The sequence below is a fragment of the uncultured Sneathiella sp. genome (assembly GCF_963976355.1).
GTDB lineage: Bacteria > Pseudomonadota > Alphaproteobacteria > Sneathiellales > Sneathiellaceae > Sneathiella.
Window position 1 is genome coordinate 596911 of record NZ_CAXBKA010000002.1, and the last position, 19981, is coordinate 616891.

Genomic DNA, 19981 nt, shown 5'->3' on the forward strand with positions numbered 1-19981 from the left:
CCTTTCTCTCGTTCGTGCCCTTTATCCAAGCACGGTAAAACTGCTGTCCTGGCTGATCTCCCGGTTACGCGAAAAAGTGCCCATCGACAGATCGTAATCGATATTTACGAGATGGAAATGCACCGGATCGACATCATGATCGCGGCCCGCCTCGCTCTCGCGGATCAGTTTTTCCATCATCCGCCCGGCGACCGGCGCGTTCTTGAACTGATTCCCGCTGGTGCCGATGGCGAGGTAAAATCCGCCCAGGCTCGATTTATCATAGATCGGTACCCAGTCGCGGGTCACATCATAGAGCGCGACAACGCCCTTGGTCTGGCGCGGCACGCCCATGTCGGGAAAGCGCTGCGCAAGACGAAGAACCTGCGCGTTCCACTGCTCCGTAAAATCCTCGTTGAAATTGTCGGGATCGACCCATTCCTGCGTGTCGCATTTGGGGTCTTCCGATCCGATCAGGATATGGTTGCCAAGCTCCGGACGGCAGTAGATACCGGCATCGCTGTCGGAGAGGATCATGCCATCCGTCTCATAGTTGAACCCGGAGGGCGAGGGGACATGCGCGACCTCATGACGGAGGGCGCGGGTATCCATCTTCATCTCCTCCAACACACCCGCCATTTTGTTGATCTTCGCGGAATGCGGTCCGGCGACGTTGACGACGACGGGGGCGTCAATCTCGGTGCCGTCCTTCAGGGTCACGCCGGTTACATATCCGTTTTCCTGACGGATCTTGGTGACTTCGGCATTGAACCTGAAGGTTGCGCCATGGGCCTCGGCGGCGCGTTGGGCATTATGGGCAGCGAGCTGCGGATCACTGACATAGCCGCCACGCGGGAAAAAGACCCCACCGGGCACGCTGTCGCCTGTCGGTTCCCCGAAGGCGGGGTCTTCCGGACGTTTTACCGGGGCGAATTGATGGGTATCGATGATCGGCAGTTTTTCGCGCATCTGGGCAGGCGTCAGATCCTCATAGGGACAGCCGATCTGGTCCATCAGCTTGCAGATTTTCCGCATATAGTCGTTATGCGGTGTTTTCACGATCAGCGCGCCGGTATCGTGATACTTGATCAGGCCTTTCTCATCCTCGACACCGACATAATCCCTCCAATTCTTCCAGTAGAACCAGCCCTCATAGGCAAGGGCGCAGGTGTCCAGCGCGGAATAATAGGTGCGGATAATGGCGCAGGAGGCGGCGGTCGAACCATACCCTGAGGCAGGCAGGCGGTCGATCGAGAGCGTCTTGCGCCCCGCCTTGGATAGTTCAAATGCGATACAGGCCCCGATGACCCCGGCGCCGATGATAATGGCGTCATATTTTTCGCTCATTGGCGGCTTCTCCCTGACCGATATGCGCGGATGCGGTCTAAACTATTTCACCGGCTTTGGAGTGGTGGCAAGCAGAAACTGACCAAACCGGCGACAGGAGCGGGAAAAACACGGACCCGTGTCGTTCTGATGAAAAAGCGGGTCGGAAGGATGTAAATTCAAAATCGGTAAAAAGGCGGAAACTTGCCTTCTCCAGCAGGTGATTTGAAAATCCGCGGGAGAGTCGCGGCAAAGACAACCGTTTTAACGTTCCCCCTGATGCTGCTTTCATGGCATACTTTGTTATGTGGGAAACAGGGCAGCGGAACCGAAGAACATGATGCGGATGTCGATACTGAAAATACTGGGGGGAGGTCTTCTTGCGGCGGGTCTGATGACGGCGCAGATGGCGCAGGCGGAAACGGAAACCATAAAGATCCGGAGCTTCGATGATTTCGCCAGCTATTTCGAGAAGAAAGGCTATTCCATCCGCAAATGGAAGGAGGGCAAGCAGGATGTGCCGCCATATGTCATCCTTGATATACCGGAGGAATGGCGCAAGAGAATTGCGCCCGAAATGCCGGTGGATGAGAAGAAGCGGACCTTCTTTCGTCTCGCCATCCCGCTGGCTTTCGTTGCCAATCATGGCATAAGCCGGGATCAGGAACGGCTGCGCAGCCTCGAGAAGGAGCATCGCGCAGGCAAATCGCTCAGCGAGAGAGATGTCGCCTGGCTGAAGCAGCAGGCCACGGCCTATGCACTCGAAGAAGATGGTCTGAATGATAAATTCTGGGCGACGTTCAATGAACGGATGGACACGATCCCGCCCTCCCTGATCGTGGCGCAGATGGTGGAGGAAAGCGGCTGGGGTACCTCACGCTTCGCGGCAGAGGGCAATGCGCTGTTCGGGCAGTGGAGCTATGACGGCGGCATCAAGCCCGAGGAACAGCGCGAGAACAAGGGCGATTACCGTATCGAGGCGTTCAAGACGCCGCTCGATTCCGTGCGCGCCTATATGCTCAACCTCAACTCCCATACATCCTATGCCGATTTCAGGAAACGCCGGGCGGCGTTGCGGGCAAAGGGTCAGCCGGTCACCGGGCCCGACCTTGTTGGTACGTTAATCGAATATTCGGAACGGCGGGAAGCCTATGTAAAGATTATCGAGGAGATAATGGAGCACAACAGCCTGCCGCCGCTCGATCATGTGCGGCTGGCCTCCGGCAAGTTGACATATCTGCAGCTGGAATAGAGGATTTTTGTCAGTCCAGGGCGGCCCGGCGCGTGGTGGAGAGAGCTCTTCTCCGCCTGTCGACTTCCCTGAAGCGCAATCTCACCAGCCGGTTGAGGTTGGTCAGACCGTCGAGAAGGCCGGGAATAACAACTTCCGACGGTTTTTTCTGCTGGGCAAGATGACGGAGTGCCGTCAGCATGGTATCGCTTTCGCGTTCGCCATCATCGATCAATGCCCCGATCAGCCCGGCATCGGCGGCGCGGGTTGCACGGATATATTGCTCCAGCCGCGGGACCGTGCGCGGAATGATCAGCGCCCGCTTGTTCATGGAGAGAACCTCGCAGAAGGTATTATAGCCGCCCATGGCGACAACGGCGGAGGCTTCCTGCATCAGGCTCTCCAGATGGCTATCGAAGGTAACGGCGCGGACGCGGGGCAGTTTCTGAATGCGGTCACGGAAACTGGCGCGGGTTTCCGGCGGCATGAAGGGCCCGAGCACGAAGAGTGCATCCAGCGGCGGCTCACGGTTTCCCTCATAGGCGCGCAGCACCCAGTCGGTCAGCACATCGCCATCGCCGCCGCCGCCGACGGTGACCAGCACGTAAGGCGCTGTCATCTCGCTCAGGATTGCCGGCTCCGAAACCGCGGAGACGGAGCGCGGCAGATAGCCTGTATAGGTGATCTTGCGTTTCACATTCGCGGGGATATCGATGCCGGCGAGGGGGTTATATATCTGCTTGACGCCGAAGATCCAGATATCGTCATAGAGCTCCTCAAGGGCGGGCAGGACGTTCTTGCGCTGCCATTCCGGACCGAGCAGCGACGGATCATCAAGGACATCGCGCAGTCCGAGGACAAGATGGGTTCCCGCCGCCTTCAGCATTTCTAGCGTTCCGGTGACCTCCCCTTTCAGGCCATAGGGCTCCTTGTCGACAATGAAGATGTCCGGATCGAAGGTCTCGGCCGTATGCTGGATAATGGAGGCGCGCATGGCGAGCGTCTGCTCGGTATCGATATGCAGGCTGAGGGATGTATATTCACCGTTGCGCAACTTGATGATGCCGGGGATACGGACGAAGTCGACCCGGGCCTTGAAATCAAAACTGCCGATGATGGGGGAGCCGGAGAGAATGAGGACCGACAGGTTCTGGTTCTGCTCGACAAGCGAATTCGCCATGACCATGCAGCGACGCAGATGACCGAGGCCAAACGAGTCGTGACTGTAGATCAGGATGCGTCTCGCATTTTCGATCTCGTTCATGGTTCACCTCCGCGTCTGTCGTCACGCATATACGGGGTTATGTCCTATAGATCAACTTTATATCCGGGATCGATTAGAAATGCACTCTGATTCGTCAATAAAAAATATACTGAATTTCTCTCCAATTTAATTGCAATCCGATATTTTTCTCATAAAAATATTATAATTCAATAATTAGCGAAATAGTTGAATAGAAGAAAATAGAATATTCAGCGATTCGATTTAGTAAAATCTATCAATGCGAGGAAATTTTTTAAAATGAAAAGCAATTTTTGATAGAAAAATAATTAATATAAAAATCATATAAGTTAATTTAGGGCGAATTAACCATAAAAAATCATAGAATTAACTATAATTAAATAAAATTTAATGTGACTCTTTCATAAATCAATTTTATAGTTGAAAACATCTTGACGGAAATAAGTCAACAAAAATAACTAGTTATTGAGTTTGTTGATTTTTTTGTAGAATTAGTTTTCGTTTTAGTCGCGTATCCGGTTTTTGTTACAGATATAGAGGCGATATATTTTCCACTGATCTCGTATTTGTTGCTTTTTATGATCCAGTGAATTCGCCTCCTGAAGGGGTATATAACAATTTAATAGTGTATTTTGGCTTGTTGTCTTTACCTGAATTTATAAGCCAAGTCTAACTTTGGGGGTTATGATATGAGAAAAATACTGACGGATTTATGGAATGATGAAACCGGCGTGACGGCGGTTGAATATGCCTTGATGGCCGCCGCCGCGGCGGCAGTCGTGGGCGTTGCCGGAACCGCTTTCTATACCAAGCTGCAAACGGCGTTCAATGCCATTGATCTTTCGGGGTCCGGCAGCGCAACGCCGCCGAACTGAGCAAGTCATTTCAGGACAGTACCTTCCGCGCGGAATATTTGTCCGCGCGGGAGGGCCCAAACTCATGACAGAATATTATCCGATATTTGCCATACTCCTGCTCTGGCTGGCGGCCTGGACCGATCTCACGCGGCGCCTTATCCGCAACTGGATCTCCATCGCCCTGCTGTTGCTGTTTGTACTGTTCGCCTTTTTTACGGCGCAGCCGCTTGATGTCGCGGGGCATATGCTTTGGGCGGCGGGACTGTTTGCCGTCATGTTCATCGGCTTCTGCTTTGGCAAGGTCGGCGGGGGCGATGTCAAGCTCGCGACGGTCACCATGCTTTGGGCGGGACCGGAAATGGGGCCGGTTTTCTTGGTTGTCACGGCGCTGACCGGCGGAGGTCTCGCGATTGTCATGCTGTTGCCGCAGCTGCGCCTGCTCTCCGAATGGGCCTTCGCGCCGATAACGAAACATCTGGCCTCGCCGGAGCCCGCCGATGCGGCGTCGGTTCCCTATGGGGTCGCGATTGCGACCGGTGGCACCGCCGCGCTCTACGCCTCATACATAAGCGGTGGTTAGGAGGGAGGCATGAAAAGCTTTATCTTCATTCTCCTGTCCGCCCTGTTTCTCGGTTCCGCCGCCTATCTCGGGAATATGTTTCTTTTCGAGGACGGGGCGCAGCCGCCCGTTTCCCTGCTGGCGCCTACGAAGGCGCCGGAGCAATATGCGCTGAGCCTGACGCGACCCGTGAAAAACGGCAACATTCTGGAAAAAGACATGCTGATGTGGCGTCCCGTACCGGAGGATATCCCAGCGGGAAGGCTGTTGCTGAAAGGAGAGGCTGAACTGGCAGACTGGTCGGGTGCCGTTCTCACCCGGGACTTGCCTAAAGGCGCCTTTCTTGAAAAAGCGCGCCTCGTTCTGCCGACGGACCCCGAGTATATGAAGGCGCTGCTGACGGAAGGGATGCGTGCGCGCCCCGTGGCCATCGACAATGCCGGGGAGTTCGGCGATCTTCGCGCCGGGGACCATATTGATCTCATCCTGACCTACAAGGCGCCTGCGGGCAGTGTCGGGGACGGGGAGACGGTCGTCAAAACCATACTAGAGAGCGTGCGCGTTGTCGGAACAGGAACAGGTGCTTCAGGCTCCCTCACGCTGGCGCTCTCTCCCGCGGATGTTGAGCTGGTATCGGTCGCGGAGACAATCGGCCGCCTTAAGGTTTCCCTGCGCGGGGAAACTAATGGTGACGCACCCCGAAGCACAGCGGATGTCGCTGCCTTCTCTGCAAGCGATCTCTTTCCGGAGCTGAAATCATCGCCCCGTCCTGTTGTACAAAATACGGCAAGGGAAGTCCGGATATTCCGCGGCGGCGAGACGAAGGTCCTCACCCTCACAGGCGGAGGTCAATAAGGCACGCCATGAACCATCCTGTCAGAAAAATCGGACTGCTGGTGCTGATGCTGGGCGTGCTTCTGCTGTTTTCGCCGCCCCGGGGTCAGGCGACGGAGACGGAGGGTCAGGAGAGCCTGTCGCTTGAGGTCAATCAGGGGCGGCTCTTTCCCCTGAAAACGCCGGTGACGGAAGTTCTGGTGACCAATCCGGCCATCGCCGATGTCCAGGTGACTGCCGCCAACGGCCTGTTCATCTTCGGCAAGGCCCCGGGGCGGACCCATATCATGGCGCTTGGCGCGGACGGGCGGGCAATCTTCGATCAGTCGGTCACGATAACCCGCGATCTTGAGACACTGTCGGTACTGCTGAAGGAACAGTTCCCGGGAAATAAGCTGGCAGTCCAGTCGACGCCCGGCCGTATTCTGCTCTCGGGGCTGGCGCAGACACCGGTTCAGGCGGAACAGATCGTTTCTGTTGTAAGAGGGTTTCTCTCGGAAGGGGAGGAAATCGTCAACCGCCTGGAGATGCTGGCCCCGTCGCAGGTGAATATCCGTGTGCGTATTGTCGAGATGAACCGGGAGGCGACAAAAAATCTCGGGATCAACTGGGATGTGCTGCTGAATCCGGGATCGCTGGCGATCGGGCTGATCACCAACCGCTGGCCGACCACCGTTGGTAATCTGTTCATTCCAAATTCCTTCAACAGCCGTGTCGGGGGCAGCGGCTTTCTGGGATATCAGGGGAGCAGCGGCTCTGCGTCCGTCGTGATTGACGCCCTGGCGGAGGAAAATCTGCTGACGGTTCTGGCGGAACCCAATCTGACATCCCGCTCCGGTGAGACCGCTAGTTTTTTTGCGGGCGGGGAGTTTCCCATTCCCGTGTCCGCCAACGACGAACAGGTGACAATCGAGTTCAAGAAATTCGGCGTCATCCTCGATATCACGCCGACGGTCCTCTCCGATCAGCGGATCAGTATCCATATCCGGCCGGAAGTGAGCGAGATTTCCGAGGTCGGCTCGGTTGTCATCAGTAATTTCCAGATTCCCGGCATTGCCGTGCGCCGGACGGAGGCGACCATCGAGCTTGCGAGCGGTCAGAGCTTCGCCGTTGCCGGACTGTTGCAGAACCAGACCCGGAATATTGTCAATGAAGTGCCCTGGCTCGCCGATCTCGCGATCCTGGGGCCGCTGTTCCGCTCCACCCGCTATCAGAATATGGAGACCGAGCTGGTGATCATCGCCACGGCCAATATCGTGAAGCCGCGCGAGAATGTCGCCCTCGCCACCCCGACGGACGGCTACCGCCCGACCGGCATTGTCGAGAAAATGACCGAGGGGACACTGGCCCGGCCAGCCCTCGCACCCGAAATTCCGGGTGGGTCGGGGCAAGGCGGACTGACCCTCAAAGGCCCGGTTGGGTATATTTATTAAGCTGGATGGGGGATAGCATGAAAATATTCACAGCCGCCGTGCTTCTTCTGCTTGCGTTTCCCGCGCTTGGCGCCTGCACCGCGCCGCAAAACCCCACGACGCTGCCGGTCAGTCAGGGCAAGAACGGGGCCGAGAGTAAAAGCTATCTCATTTCCTTCTCGCCGCAAGGGACTGATGGCGACCTCCGGGCGCATGACGGGCTCTCCTTTTCGGATTTTCTGAATGATCTCGTCCGCGATCCGCCAGGATATGCCCATTTTCGCCTGAATAACAGCCGTATGGATGAGGCGTTGCTGATGGAGAGGCTGCAACAATCCGGCCTTGCGCGTTCCAGCGATATCGAGATAAACCCGGCGCCCGAAAGCCCCACGGCGGCGGCGCTGACCGTCAGGGTGACCTATTACTACTACCGGCTGGCCGATTGCGGCACCGATCTTTCCTTCCGCAAGCTCGATCACATCGCCATGACATCGCCGGGCTTCGGTTGTGCGGTCGAGCGGAACCGGATGCTCAGCCTCGCGCGTCCCGACGACTGGCGGCAGGGCCGGTCGCTTGCCCCCGCTCTTGCAGGGCCGGATGTCAAGGCGGTGACAACATGGCAGAACGCTGCGCCGAGACCCTTTCCAGAGCGCACGAAATAGGGGACGGACAAAATGGCTAAGCGACAGACACCCGAAATCGTGACCTTTCCGGCAAGCGACGCGCCGTCGGTGACCGCCGCCGCCTTCATTGCCGACCGGGAGACGGAAAAGCAACTCAATGAATTGCTCCCCAAATGGGGCTATGGCAAGGCCCGTATCGTCCGGGGCTCCATTGCAGATGCCATCCAGGCGTATGAAACGACAGCCATGCCGGAGATATTGATTGTCGATATCTCCGACACTCCTTTGCCGCTGTCGGAGTTGCAGGCCCTTGCGGATATCAGCCCGCCGCAGGTCAATGTGGTGGTGCTGGGCACGCGGGATAATGTCGGGCTCTATCGCGATCTCATCGACATCGGGGTGACGGATTATCTGGTCAAGCCGGTGCCGTCCGACCTCCTTTATAAGGCAGTTGCCCGGGCCAGCGGGCAGGGCACCACCCGCCGCGCCGACCAGAGGACCGGCAAGACCATCGCCGTCCATGGGGTGCGCGGGGGTGTTGGGGCCACCACGACCGTGGTCAATACCGGGTGGCTGCTTGCCAATATCCATAACCGCCATGTGGTGTTGGCCGATTTCGATCTCTCCGGCGGGACGCTGGCCCTTGAATTGGGGATGGAGTCGTCCTCGGGGCTTGCGGAACTGCTGACGGGGCCGGACCGTATCGATAACGTCTTTGTCGACCGCGCCCTGCTGGAGGTGGAAGAGAGGCTGAAGCTCCTCGCTTCCGAGGCTGCGTTTGAGACAAATCAGGATTATGACGCCGCCGCCGTTGCCGCCCTGATGCAGCATTTACGCAATCGCTTCCACTTCATTATTCAGGATGTTGACCGGGGACGGCCCGCCGTCGCCATGGAGGTCCTTCAGGCCGCCGATGTCCGGTTGCTGGTGATGGATCCGTCGCTCGCTGCCGTGCGCGATGCCGCCCGTATTCTCAAATTACTTGAGAAAGGGGCCGAGGCCCAAAAAACACTGGTCATTCTCAACCGGGTGCGGCCGGGCGGGCGGGCCGATGTGCCGCTCGATAAGATCACCGAATTTATCGATCATCCGGTCGATCTGGTCATTCCCTTCGACAGGAAGAAGCTCGCGCTCGCCAGCCTCAACGGGGAGCCGGTCGCCCGCCGGAAGTCGCCGATAACCGATGCCTATCAGCGGCTGGCCGCGGAGCTGGTCGGGCAGGGGGATGCGAAGCGCCGCCATGGCTGGCTCGCCGGCCTGATGGGAGGCTGAGATGTTCGGCCGGAAATCCGATATGGGTGAGATGGCAGGGCTGGCCGAGACGGAAGATGCGTTCATCGGGGCGCCGACCGCGACGGACCGCACCGCCCGCGTCCCGGCGGAACTGGTCGAAAGGGTCCGCCAGCAGTTCTATAACCGGATCGACCCGACCGCCGCCTCCAGCATGGCGCCGGAACAGCTTTCTTTACGGATTACCGAGGCTGTCTCGAAAATTGTCGATGAAGGCAGGCTTCAGCTCAACGGCAAGGAGCAGGGCGCCATCGCGCGGGAGCTGTTCGACGATATCGTCGGTATCGGCCCGATCGAGACCCTGCTTGGCGATCCGGAGGTGACGGATATTCTGGTGAACGGGCCGGACACCGTCTATGTCGAGCGGGCGGGCCGTCTGGAACTGACGGCCTACAAGTTCCGCGATGACAATCATGTACTGGAGGTTGCGCGGCGGATTGCGGCCTCCGTCGGGCGTCGGGTGGATGAGGCAAACCCCATGGTCGATGCCCGCTTGAAAGACGGCAGCCGCGTCAATGTGATTGCGCCGCCGCTCTCCGTCTATGGCACGATCATCTCGATCCGGAAATTCTCGAAAGACGTCATGGGGCTGGATGAGCTGTGCGCGGGCCGCGCCTTTTCCCCGGCAATGAACCGGTTCCTCAAGATCGCGGCGCGCTGCCGCCTTAACATCCTTGTCTCCGGCGGGACCGGGTCGGGCAAGACGACGCTGCTGAACGCGCTCTCCGGCCTGATCGATGAGAATGAGCGGATTGTCACCATCGAGGATGCGGCGGAAATCGCCCTGCAGCGCCCGCATGTGGTCAGCCTCGAGACACGCCAGCGCAACAGCGAGGGGAGCGGCGAAGTCTCGCAGCGTGATCTGCTTCGCAACAGCCTGCGCATGCGCCCTGACCGTATCATTATCGGCGAGGTTCGCGGCGCGGAAGTCTATGACATGTTGCAGGCCATGAACACGGGGCATGACGGGTCCATGTCCACCATCCATGCCAACAGTGCGCGCGATGCCTTGCTGCGCCTTGAGAACCTGATGCTCTCAAGTCTCGCCAATTATCAGAGCCGGGGTGCGCGGCAGCAGATTGCGAGCGCCCTCGACCTTGTCATCCATGTGGAGCGCGGGCCGGACGGCCGCCGCTTTATCCGTAATATCTCGGAAATTGTCGCCCTGGAAGGGGATGTCATTACCAGTCAGACCTTGTTTGACTATAGAGGCGCGGGGGAGGGTGGCGGTCAGGCCACTGGGGCGGGCTTTCACTACACCGGTGCCCGTCCGCATTTCGAGGAAAAGGTCGCGAAATTCGGTCTTCTCCCGGAGCTGCAGGAGGTGCTTTTGCCATGATGCCGGAACTCAACATGCTGCCCGTCTCAGAATGGCTGCCGCTAACGGCCTTCGCCGTTTTCCTGCTGAGCGGGATTATTCTCTTGCTGTTTGCCCATCGTCAGATCGGCAGGCGGAGCCGGATATTGACCGCGCGGCTTACCGGGTTGCAGGGGATGCGCGAAGCGACGCCGGTGCCGCTCACGCCGCTGCCGGAGATGACGACGCTCTATACTGCGGAGATTCCAGCGCGAAACTGGCGCGAAAAGATTACCTCGCGCCTCGGCATGCTGCTGCTCGCGTCCGGCCTTGTTGGCGCGCTTCTGATTGCGGGTTTTGTTGGTTTCCCTCTCATTACAGGTTCCCTCCTTCTCGGCGGTGTCCTCCTTACCGCCGCCGTGATCTCCTTTCGGATATACCGGCGCAGGGCCCGCCAGCAGCGGTTTGTCGAGCAGTTGCCGGAGGCTATCGACATCATTATCCGTGGCGCCCGCGTCGGCATGTCCCTGCAGGAGAATTTTCAGGTCATCGCGCGGGAGATGCCGGACCCGGTGGGCAGCACTTTTCGCATTCTCGCCGAGAAGCTCGCGATCGGTATCGACCTTGAAACCGCGCTTGACGCGACCGTTCGCTCTATCGGGGTGAAAGAACTGCAATTCATGGCGACGACCCTGATCCTGCAACGGCGCACCGGCGGGCAGTATGCGGAGGTGCTCGAAAATCTGGCGCAGGTGCTGCGTGACCGGCGGGCGCAGGCCTTGAAAGCGCGGGCGCTGACATCGGAAGCGCGCATGTCGGCGCGCATCGTGACCGGCGTGACGGGGGTAATACTGCTCATCATGTCGATCACCAACCGGGCGCAGCTGGAATTCCTTTTCGTGGACCCGCTGGGCCAGAACCTGCTGATCTATTCCGCCATCAGCATCCTCTTCGGGTTTTTCATCATCTCCCGCCTGCTGGGGACATTGAAATAATGGACATCCGGATCGATACAGGGGAGGAGGTTGTGCTGCTGGCGATGATGGCGCTCTGCTTTCTGCTGGCGGGTCTCCTGTTCATTGCCGCCGTCCGGGCAAAAAAGACGGAACTTGTCGATCGTCGGCTCGGCGGGGTTCTGCTGGATAAGCCAGTACCTGCAAGAAAGCGCGACGTGCCACTCCGGATCGATCTTGAAAAAGAGAAGGAGCCGGAGGTGCGCGCGGGCAAGACAACGGCGTCCGTCCTCTCCGGCCTGATCGGAAGCCGGGGTCTCAACCGGCGGCTCATCCGGGCGGGCTATGATCCCGGAAAATACCGCCGCCCTTTTTATATCGCGCGAATCCTCTGTTTCTGCCTGGAGGCGTTTCTGGCGGCACTCCTGTTCGATGCGGCATTGGCGGATCAGTTCGGACCTCTGATCACCGCCGCCCTTGTTCTCGCCGCCGGGATCAGCGGGAGTTTCTTGCCCAACATGCTGCTGAAATTTCGCATCCGGCAGCGGCGCAGGCGGATCGAACGGGCGATGCCCGATATGATCGATCTGCTTATCCTCTGTGTCGAGGCGGGGCTGACCCTCGAGACCGCGCTTGTCCGCACCATCGAGGGGTTGGAGCCCTTCGCGCCGGAGGTTGCCGCCGAGATGAAGATTACCTTAAGCGAGCTTCGGATCCTGCCCGATAAATCCATGGCGCTCACCAATCTTGCCGATCGCACGGCGTCGAAAAGCCTGAAATATCTCGTGCTGTCGCTGCGTCAGGCGGAACGCTATGGCACCTCGATCACCGGGGCGCTGAAGGCGGTGGCGATGGAGAACAGGAAAATGGCCATACTGGAGCTGGAGAATAACGCGTCCCGGATGCCCGCGCTGCTGAGCGTCCCCCTCATTCTTTTTATCTTGCCACCGGTCGTGGCCATTTCCGCCGGGCCCGGCTTTGCGTTGATGATGCGAACGATTGGAGGATAATATGCTGTGCCGACTATTGCTTCTGGCCCTGATTGCCGCAATCTTCTCCGGCTGCGCCATGCCGGAGGGTGATCTGGATGCGCAAACCCTGTTCGAGGATAAGGCCGCGCGGGAGCGGGCCCTCAAAATCGCGGATATATCGGTCGAGTCCGGTAATTTCCCGGCGGCCATTGATATATATCAGAAAATCCTGACCAAGAACCGCTTTGACGAGCCGGTTCTCTATCGGTTGGGGGAAACCTATCTCAAGGCCGGAGCGCCGCAGGAGGCCGTCACCGTCTTTGAAAATCTGGAAGCCTTGACGCCGGAGGATGTCCGCCCCTGTCTCGGGCTCGGCCGCGCCAACCTCTCTCTTTACCGGCCGGAAACGGCTGATCTGTATTTTGCCAAATGCACCGAGATTGACGGCGAGAATATAGAGGCGCTGAGCGGGCGCGGCATTGCGCTCGATATGGCCGGTGCTCATCAACAGGCGCGGGAGAATTATAGCCGTGCCCTGATGATCGCGCCGGACGATATGGGCATCCGCAACAACCTCGCGCTTTCCTATCTGATGGCGGGGGAATATGACGCGGCCATCAAGGCCCTCGCGCCGCTTGCCTTCACCCCGAAATCGACGGCGGTGATCCGCCAGAATCTCGCCATGGCCTACGGCCTTGCCGGGGATGAGGCGTCGGCGGCGCGGATTGCCCGGCTCGACCTCGACCATCCGACGGTGGAGAATAACCTCCGATTCTATCGGCAAGTCCGGCGGATGGAGGATACGAGCCTGCTCCGGCGATTGCTTGTCGGTCCGCGCATGGTGGAGGAAACCCACTCGTGACGCTGCCGCTCCAGACATACGCGCGATTGCGGGAGGAGCGGGGCTCGCTCGCCGTTGAGCTTGCCATCCTGCTGCCGATTGTCTTTGCCATTGTCTTCGCCGCGATCGACATCAGCCGGGTTCTACTCGCCCGCGGCCTTGTCGATCAGCTCGGCGTCGAGCTTGCGGGCAGCCTGAAATATGAAACAACTCCGGCGGCACGCGCCCTGCTGACGGAAGCAGCGCTTCAGGGGCAGTTATCGTCGCTGTCCTCGAACCTCGGCGGTGGATTGATCGATACATCCCGGCTCAGCCTGTCCGTCCTTTCCTATGACGACCTTCCGGCGTTTGTGAGCGAGACAGCGGGCGGCGCCCTGATCGGCCTGCCCGAAGCGGTGACCGCCATCCGTCTTGACTATGCGGTGCCGCTGACGACGCCCTTTGCGAATTTCTTCTATGAGACAGGCGAACTTGTCCAGTCGTCGATCATGGTTATCAACAATGGCCGATAACACGCTGAAAAATAATCAAAAAAGCATTCTCCGGGATCAGCGGGGCAGCCTGGCGGTTGAGGTGGCGCTGATCGTCCCGGCGATCATGTTCCTGCTGCTCGCGGGTGTGACCCTTGCGCATATTGTGCAACTGACCCGGACGACGGACCGGGTGGCCGCCCTGATGGCGGATGATCTGTCGCTTAAATCCGGGTTGATCGAGGCGGATTTCGATACGGTTCTGGCGGCAGCGGCGGGCGTGATTGGTGAAAGCGGGTTCCCGGCGGCGATCCGGGTTGATTTGTCGGCACTGGAGCTCTCCGAGGACGGCAGCGCGATTATTCTCTGGAGCCGGAGCCGGTCAAATGGCGGGCTTGCCTGCGCCCCGGCGTCACCGGCCTTGCCCGCGCCCGGTGACGGGGCCACGCTTCAGTTCATTCTGGTCGATCTCTGCGTTACCCCGGCGGAGGGCTTCTTCCTCTCCAGCTTTCTCAACGTGACCGGTTTCACGCTGCATGGCCGGGCGCTTGCCGTCGGGCGGAAGGCGGCTGTCCGCAGCCTGGGTTGATGAGGGCCCGCGCCGTGCTCCGCCGCTTCAGCCAGTCCGAGGACGGCGCGGCGCTGCTTATTTTTACGCTGACATTGTTCATTGTCCTCGGCGGGATCGCCTTTGCCATCGATGCCTCGCGGTTTTTTGCCGCGAAATCACGTCTTGCCCTGGCGACGGAGATGGCCGCCGTCGCCGCCGCAAAGAACCTGCGTTTTCTGGATATCCCGGCGGTGGAGCAGCTCGCGGTGGATATGGTCCGCGCCAATTTCGCGGGCGCCAGCCTGCTCAACTATGCGAGTGCGACCGCTGTGCCTCCCGCCGTTACCCTGACCCCTGATCTGGAGACGGGCGAGGTGACGGTCGAGAGCAGCGCGACGGTCCCGACAACCCTCTTGCGGGCGCTGAACTTCATGGATGATGTCACGGTTTCGGCGCGCATCACCGCCCGTCAGGAAAGGCCGGAGGCGGAGGTCGCCCTCGTTCTGGAGGCGTCCGATGCGATGGAAAACTCCGGCCGGCTGGCGGAGGTCAGGACCGCCGCGAGTGCCTTTATCTCGGCTATGGAGGCGGAGGTGCCGCAAGGCGCAGGTGTGAAATGGGGCTTTGTTCCCTTCGGCAATGCCATGGTCAATGTCGCGCCGCATTCGGACTGGATCGAGAGTGGAAGCTGGCCCCTGAGCCTGCCGCCGGTCATTCCGGGAACCACGGGATGGATGGGCCTGCTCGCCGAAGATCGATGGTGCGTCTCCCCGCGGAGCGGACCGGTGGGGGAGAATGATACGCCGCCGGGTCTTGCGCGGTTTCCGCTTGTCCTCAGCCTGTCTTCAATGTCGACACCGCCTCTCGGCCTTCCGCATTTTACCAATGTAACAACGGCGGACTGCCGGGAGGAGCGGATCTTGCCGCTCGGTGACGGGGCGACGCTGCTCGGCGCCCTCAGCAGTCTTGGCGGTAATGGCGATGCCGCCTATGGCCGGGGGATGCTGTGGGCGGAACGGCTGCTATCGCCGCAATGGCAGGGGGTCTGGACCGGCGATAGCACCATCCCGGCGGCCTATGATGATACGATAATCGAGAAGGTGGCGCTGCTGCTCGCAAGTTCCGTCGCCAGCGACATATCGGAGAATACGCGCCTTGCGGATACCTGCGCGCGGATGAAAGGCAACGGCATCCATCTCTATACCATCGATTATTTCGCCCCGGCGGCGACCTCCACTCTCCTGCAAGGCTGTGCCAGCACCGCCGGGCATTATTTCAGGGTGACGGATGCGGCGGGGCTGAACCAGGCTTTTCAGTCAATCGCCCGCTTCCTGACCATCGTCCGTTTTCCGGGATAGCTCGGGCCAGCCCTCAGGGACAATGAAACAGCGCTCGGTTTTGTTGCCATTTTTCAGGGCGACAAGTTGCGGCGCCGGTCTCGATTCAAACTGCCGGGTGAGATAGTTGGCCAGATCGTCGGCGCCGCCTTCCATTGTTTCGCCCGCGTGAAATTCCGGTGTGATCCAGCGTTTCTTCGCCAGCGGCAGGAAGCGAACGACCGTCTTAAAGCGGGGGCTCTGCAACTCTCTGATCGTCAGCCAGCCTCCGCTCAGGCTGTCATCCGCAATCCGCGATGGCAGAAGCCTTTGAGTGGCGCCGAGCGGATGGAACAGGCATCCCTTGACCCAGGGGTGGGAGGTAATCTCTCCAATGCCGAGCGCTTCCAGCTTCTCCCGCGTCTCAGGTCGTGCCGGCAGGGCAAGCTGATGGTCATACATCCGGTGGAACTTGTGGGCGAGAGTGTCTTTCTGCATGGGGCCGACGAAATCGGCCTCTTCCTGCCCGCTCCCGATATTGAGATAGAATTTGACGGCCAGCTCCCAGTGATAGGCCTTGCCGTTCTGGGTGAAGACCAGATCAAGCTCGCCGAGGCTGCGCCTGTCCCGGTAGATCCGGATATTGCTGCCGATGACCTCGACTGAGGGAAGATTGTTCAGCCAGAAAATCACCAGCTGCTCGAAATAGCGCCCGAGATTGAGGCGCGGCGTCGCGGCAAGGTGGCTGAGCAGGGGCGCGGGATCCGTCGCCAGCCGCTCCAGAAGCAGGGCGGTTTCCGGATGATGGGCAAGTTCCGGTTCTGCGCGATGTTTGAGCAGGAAGGGCGAGGTGATCACCCATTGAAGATCACGTAAGGAAAAGGGCGGTATGGCGGGCGTACCGTCCGGCATCATCCGTACAGGCTGTAGAACATGCGAAGGGAGGTGACGAACAGGAAGAAGGCGAAGGTCTTCTTGAGAAGCCCCGCGTTGATCCTGTGGGCGATACGGGCGCCGACCGGCGCGAACAGGGTGGCCATGGGAAAGATCACCAGAAAGCCCAGAATATTGACATAGCCGATATTGCCGGGCGGCAGGTTCTGAACCTCAAGGCCCGAGATCAGGAAACCGATGGTGCCCGGTATGGCGATGATCAGCCCGACGGCGGCGGCGGTGCCGACGGCCCTGCGGATGGGATAGCTGCAAAGGGTGAGGATCGGGACGGTGAAGGTGCCGCCGCCAATCCCCATCATCGCCGAAAATCCGCCGATAAAAAGGGCGAGCATCTCCTTGAAGGGCGATTTGGGAAGTCCGGCGGAAAGAGACTTGTTTTCCGGGCGAAACGCCATATTCGCGGCCACGACAAGCGCCAGCACGGCAAAGACGAGGGTGAGCATGCCGGCATCCGAAAAGCTGGCGACGATCGTACCGATGATGACGCCGATGAAGATCACCGGCCCCCAGCTCTTGAGCAGCGCCGTATCGATCGAACCCTTCTTGTAATGCGACCGGGCGGAGGAGATGGAGGTCGGGATGATCACGGCAAGCGAAGTGCCGATGGCGACATGAATACGGATGTCGTCATCGACGCCAAAGAAGGGCAGGATGTTGTAGAGCACCGGCACAATCACGATCCCGCCGCCAACGCCCAGCAGTCCGGCGAGGATGCCGCCGATAATCCCTGTTGCCGCCATTCCCGCAATCAGGCCGATGAGCAGCGGCAGGGAAATATCGGCAAAGATAGTCATGAGCTTTTCAGAAGATCGCGGATGATCAGTTCGAGCTTGTTGAGCGAGTTGCAGGTCTCGGCGGTGGTGCAGTTGGGGGCGATGCGTGGCATTTCCGAATCCCCCGACCCCCAGATCGATTTCCGCTCCGGGTTGAGCCAGATGACCCGCTTCGCCCGCTGTTTGATCTCTTTCAGGATATCAGCCCGCGGATCGGAGCCATTGGAGCGGCCGTCTCCCAGGAAAATCACGGTCGTCTTGTTATCGATCTCGTCAAAGACAAGTTCCTTCAGATCGATCATGGCCTGCCCGTAGTCCGTTGACCGGCCACCAAATTCATCGATGGCCATGGGCACAGCCTCCTCCGGGCCATAGCGATCGAACAGCTCGGTAACCTCGCCAAGGGTGCCGGAAAAGGCGAAGGATCGGACTTTCGGCAGTACTTCATTGAGGCTGTAGAGAAACAGGAGGAGAAACCTTGCCACCGCAGCGACGGAGCCGGAGACATCACAGACCGCGATGACCTTCGGCCGATCCTTGTGCTTTTGCTTCCAGTGGGTTTCGAACAGGATTCCGTCATAGGCGACATTGCGGCGCATGGTCTTGCGGATATCGAGATGGCCGCGATTCTTGACCTTGCGCACCCGGGAGTTCATATCCGTCAGCCGCTTCGCCATGCGCCGGACGAGATCGCGCATATGCTTGAAATCGCGCTGCTCGATATTGGAGAGGCGGACATTTTTTAGGATATCCTGCCGGAACTGCTTGGCCTTGCCGCTGCTGGTGAGGGCAAGTTGCCGCTCCACCATGTCGCGGACCGAATCGAACAGGAGCTCCAGCCGCTCCTCGAGCCGCTCCGCCCCCTCGGTATCGCCCTCCTTGTTCCTCTTTGAAATTTCCTTGTTGACCTGATCGAGGCCCATTCCCTCCATGATCCGGCGGGTATAGAGGCCGCGTTGCGTCATCAGGACGATGTTGCGAAGGTTGGCGGCATTCGCCGCCGCTGTCATCGCCATGGCAAGCTCGGTCCGGTCGTTTTGCTCAAGCAGCTCAAGGAGGGAGGTCGCGGGTCCGCTCGATTGCTCTCCCGACATGCCGCCGCCGCCTTCGCCGCCGCCGGAGGCCGGGCCGGGCGCAACCTCGTTATCATTGGCCTGGTCGGTTTCGGGCGGACCGGATGGCGTCTCGTCTGAGGACGGGTCTTCTTCCTCAACCTCTGGCGCCAGATCCGGGTTGATGTTGTAGCTGAAAAATTCATCGAAACAGCGATCGAAATTTTCATGCTCCTCCACCGTTTTCGCCATAACCTGCGCCAATGCCGTTTTCAGCAGCCCGCGATCCTCATAGCCGAAAATCCGCACGGTTTCGGCGGCATCGACGCTTTCGGAAATCGATACGGGAACATCCGAATAGCGCAGCATTTCCACAAAATCGGCGAGCGGCTTATCCATCAGCGGGTTTCTTTTTGCGCCACAGCAATGAATTTTGGCACTTCGCTGTGCATGTTGTCGATATCTTCCTCGAATTTGAGCAGCATGTTGAGCGTGTTGCGTACGAGGTCCACTTCCAGCTTGTCGGCATGGAGCAAGAGCAGCGTTCGGGCCCAGTCGATGGTCTCGCTGACCGCCGGAAGTTTCTTGAGGTCCTGCGTCCGGAGCTGCTGCACGAAGGAGACAAGCTGGTTACGGAGGTTCTCCTCAAGGTCCGGCACCCGAGTCTGGATAATCCGCCGTTCCAGCGACGCATCGGGGAAGGGGATATAAAGATGCAGGCAACGGCGCTTCAGCGCATCGCTCATTTCCCGGGTATTGTTGCTGGTGAGGAAGACAAGCGGTTTTGTTCTTGCCTTGATCGTACCGATTTCCGGTACGGAAATCTGGTAGTCCGAGAGGATTTCGAGCAAATATGCTTCGAACTCATGATCGGACTTGTCGATCTCGTCGATCAGCAGGACGGCTTTGACCTCGGATTTCAGGGCCTGCAACAGCGGGCGCGCCTCCAGGAATTTTTCGGAATAGAAGCTGTCGCCGAACTGGTGGAGCTTCTCCATTGAAGCCTCCAGCCCGACCGCATCCTCCAACAGGTCCCCAAGTTTTTCCTTCAGGATCTGGGTATAGAGAAGCTGTTTGCCATATTTCCACTCATAGAGCGCCTTCGATTCGTCGAGCCCCTCATAGCATTGTAGCCGGATCAGCGGCGCCTCCAGTATCTCGGAAGCCGCCTTGGCGAGTTCCGTCTTGCCGACGCCCGGAGGCCCTTCCACAAGGATTGGTTTATCCAGCTTCTGCGATAAATAGATAGAAGTGGCGATATGGCGATCGCAGATATAACCCGCGGCCTCAAATCCGGCCTTGATCAGGTCAATTGCAGTTGCTGGGTCTTTATCAATAAGTGTCACGTATCGGTTCCATGTTATTATTATTGTTCAGTCAATATAAGCGCATATCTATTCAATATCAGGCCCGCCCGCGCTTTGCCAGTGCTATCCAACTGGACAGGCAA

General features: G+C 58.9%; 20 protein-coding genes. 14 read left to right on the plus strand and 6 right to left on the minus strand.

Features of this window, described 5'->3' with window-relative positions; genetic code table 11:
• Positions 1–21: 21 nt before the first annotated feature.
• The gene (locus tag AAC599_RS06560) at positions 22–1326 is read right to left on the minus strand and encodes an FAD-dependent oxidoreductase (RefSeq protein ID WP_340149609.1); all 1305 of its coding nucleotides are present in this window, start codon (positions 1324–1326) and stop codon (positions 22–24) included.
• Between the two features lie 325 nt (positions 1327–1651).
• On the opposite strand from AAC599_RS06560, the gene AAC599_RS06565 reads away from it, so the two are divergent.
• Positions 1652–2557: a glucosaminidase domain-containing protein gene (locus AAC599_RS06565; protein WP_340149610.1), complete on the plus strand. Its 906-nt coding sequence runs from the start codon at positions 1652–1654 to the stop codon at positions 2555–2557.
• A 10-nt stretch (positions 2558–2567) separates the two neighbouring features.
• Here the strand turns inward: AAC599_RS06565 and AAC599_RS06570 are convergent, their stop codons facing one another.
• On the minus strand, positions 2568–3800 hold the full coding sequence (locus AAC599_RS06570; protein WP_340149611.1) for a glycosyltransferase: 1233 nt from the start codon (positions 3798–3800) through the stop codon (positions 2568–2570).
• A gap of 668 nt (positions 3801–4468) precedes the next feature.
• Between AAC599_RS06570 and AAC599_RS06575 the strand changes: the two genes are divergently transcribed.
• The 13 genes from AAC599_RS06575 (at position 4469) to AAC599_RS06635 (ending at position 15794) form a co-directional block, all read left to right on the plus strand.
• Positions 4469–4654 (plus strand): Flp family type IVb pilin, encoded by a 186-nt coding sequence (locus AAC599_RS06575; RefSeq protein WP_340149612.1) that lies wholly within the window; start codon positions 4469–4471, stop codon positions 4652–4654.
• A gap of 64 nt (positions 4655–4718) precedes the next feature.
• Complete coding sequence (locus AAC599_RS06580; RefSeq protein WP_340149613.1) at positions 4719–5216, plus strand: prepilin peptidase; 498 nt, start codon at positions 4719–4721, stop codon at positions 5214–5216.
• Between the two features lie 9 nt (positions 5217–5225).
• Positions 5226–6050 (plus strand): Flp pilus assembly protein CpaB, encoded by an 825-nt coding sequence (cpaB, locus tag AAC599_RS06585; protein ID WP_340149614.1) that lies wholly within the window; start codon positions 5226–5228, stop codon positions 6048–6050.
• A gap of 8 nt (positions 6051–6058) precedes the next feature.
• Positions 6059–7462 carry a type II and III secretion system protein family protein gene (locus AAC599_RS06590; RefSeq protein ID WP_340149615.1) on the plus strand — a complete coding sequence of 468 codons (1404 nt, stop codon included), beginning with the start codon at positions 6059–6061 and terminating at the stop codon, positions 7460–7462.
• A gap of 17 nt (positions 7463–7479) precedes the next feature.
• Entirely contained in the window at positions 7480–8103 is a 624-nt protein-coding gene (locus tag AAC599_RS06595) for a hypothetical protein (protein ID WP_340149616.1), read from the plus strand.
• A gap of 12 nt (positions 8104–8115) precedes the next feature.
• Positions 8116–9336, plus strand: coding sequence for an AAA family ATPase (locus tag AAC599_RS06600; RefSeq protein WP_340149617.1), 1221 nt, complete (start codon positions 8116–8118; stop codon positions 9334–9336).
• 1 nt (position 9337) lies between these two features.
• The gene (locus tag AAC599_RS06605) at positions 9338–10693 is read left to right on the plus strand and encodes a CpaF family protein (RefSeq protein ID WP_340149618.1); all 1356 of its coding nucleotides are present in this window, start codon (positions 9338–9340) and stop codon (positions 10691–10693) included.
• Positions 10690–11646, plus strand: a complete 957-nt coding sequence (locus tag AAC599_RS06610) for a type II secretion system F family protein (protein WP_340149619.1) — start codon at positions 10690–10692, stop codon at positions 11644–11646. The genes AAC599_RS06605 and AAC599_RS06610 overlap by 4 nt, the downstream gene beginning before the upstream one ends.
• Positions 11646–12614, plus strand: coding sequence for a type II secretion system F family protein (locus AAC599_RS06615; RefSeq protein WP_340149620.1), 969 nt, complete (start codon positions 11646–11648; stop codon positions 12612–12614). Before AAC599_RS06610 ends, AAC599_RS06615 begins: the two co-directional genes overlap by 1 nt.
• Before the next feature lies 1 nt (position 12615).
• Positions 12616–13437, plus strand: a complete 822-nt coding sequence (locus AAC599_RS06620; RefSeq protein ID WP_340149621.1) for a tetratricopeptide repeat protein — start codon at positions 12616–12618, stop codon at positions 13435–13437.
• Complete coding sequence (locus AAC599_RS06625) at positions 13434–13928, plus strand: TadE/TadG family type IV pilus assembly protein (RefSeq protein ID WP_340149622.1); 495 nt, start codon at positions 13434–13436, stop codon at positions 13926–13928. Before AAC599_RS06620 ends, AAC599_RS06625 begins: the two co-directional genes overlap by 4 nt.
• Complete coding sequence (locus AAC599_RS06630; RefSeq protein WP_340149623.1) at positions 13918–14475, plus strand: hypothetical protein; 558 nt, start codon at positions 13918–13920, stop codon at positions 14473–14475. Before AAC599_RS06625 ends, AAC599_RS06630 begins: the two co-directional genes overlap by 11 nt.
• Entirely contained in the window at positions 14475–15794 is a 1320-nt protein-coding gene (locus AAC599_RS06635; protein WP_340149624.1) for a TadE/TadG family type IV pilus assembly protein, read from the plus strand. The genes AAC599_RS06630 and AAC599_RS06635 overlap by 1 nt, the downstream gene beginning before the upstream one ends.
• Here the strand turns inward: AAC599_RS06635 and AAC599_RS06640 are convergent.
• The 4 genes from AAC599_RS06640 to AAC599_RS06655 are packed head-to-tail and all read right to left on the minus strand — an operon-like array spanning position 15753 to position 19877.
• Complete coding sequence (locus AAC599_RS06640; protein ID WP_340149625.1) at positions 15753–16667, minus strand: DUF1853 family protein; 915 nt, start codon at positions 16665–16667, stop codon at positions 15753–15755. The two genes, AAC599_RS06635 and AAC599_RS06640, sit on opposite strands and share 42 nt — an antisense overlap.
• Positions 16664–17500, minus strand: a complete 837-nt coding sequence (locus AAC599_RS06645; protein WP_340149626.1) for a sulfite exporter TauE/SafE family protein — start codon at positions 17498–17500, stop codon at positions 16664–16666. The genes AAC599_RS06640 and AAC599_RS06645 overlap by 4 nt, the downstream gene beginning before the upstream one ends.
• The gene (locus AAC599_RS06650) at positions 17497–18930 is read right to left on the minus strand and encodes a VWA domain-containing protein (protein WP_340149627.1); all 1434 of its coding nucleotides are present in this window, start codon (positions 18928–18930) and stop codon (positions 17497–17499) included. The genes AAC599_RS06645 and AAC599_RS06650 overlap by 4 nt, the downstream gene beginning before the upstream one ends.
• Positions 18930–19877 (minus strand): MoxR family ATPase, encoded by a 948-nt coding sequence (locus AAC599_RS06655; RefSeq protein ID WP_340149628.1) that lies wholly within the window; start codon positions 19875–19877, stop codon positions 18930–18932. Before AAC599_RS06655 ends, AAC599_RS06650 begins: the two co-directional genes overlap by 1 nt.
• Between the last annotated feature and the right edge of the window lie 104 nt (positions 19878–19981).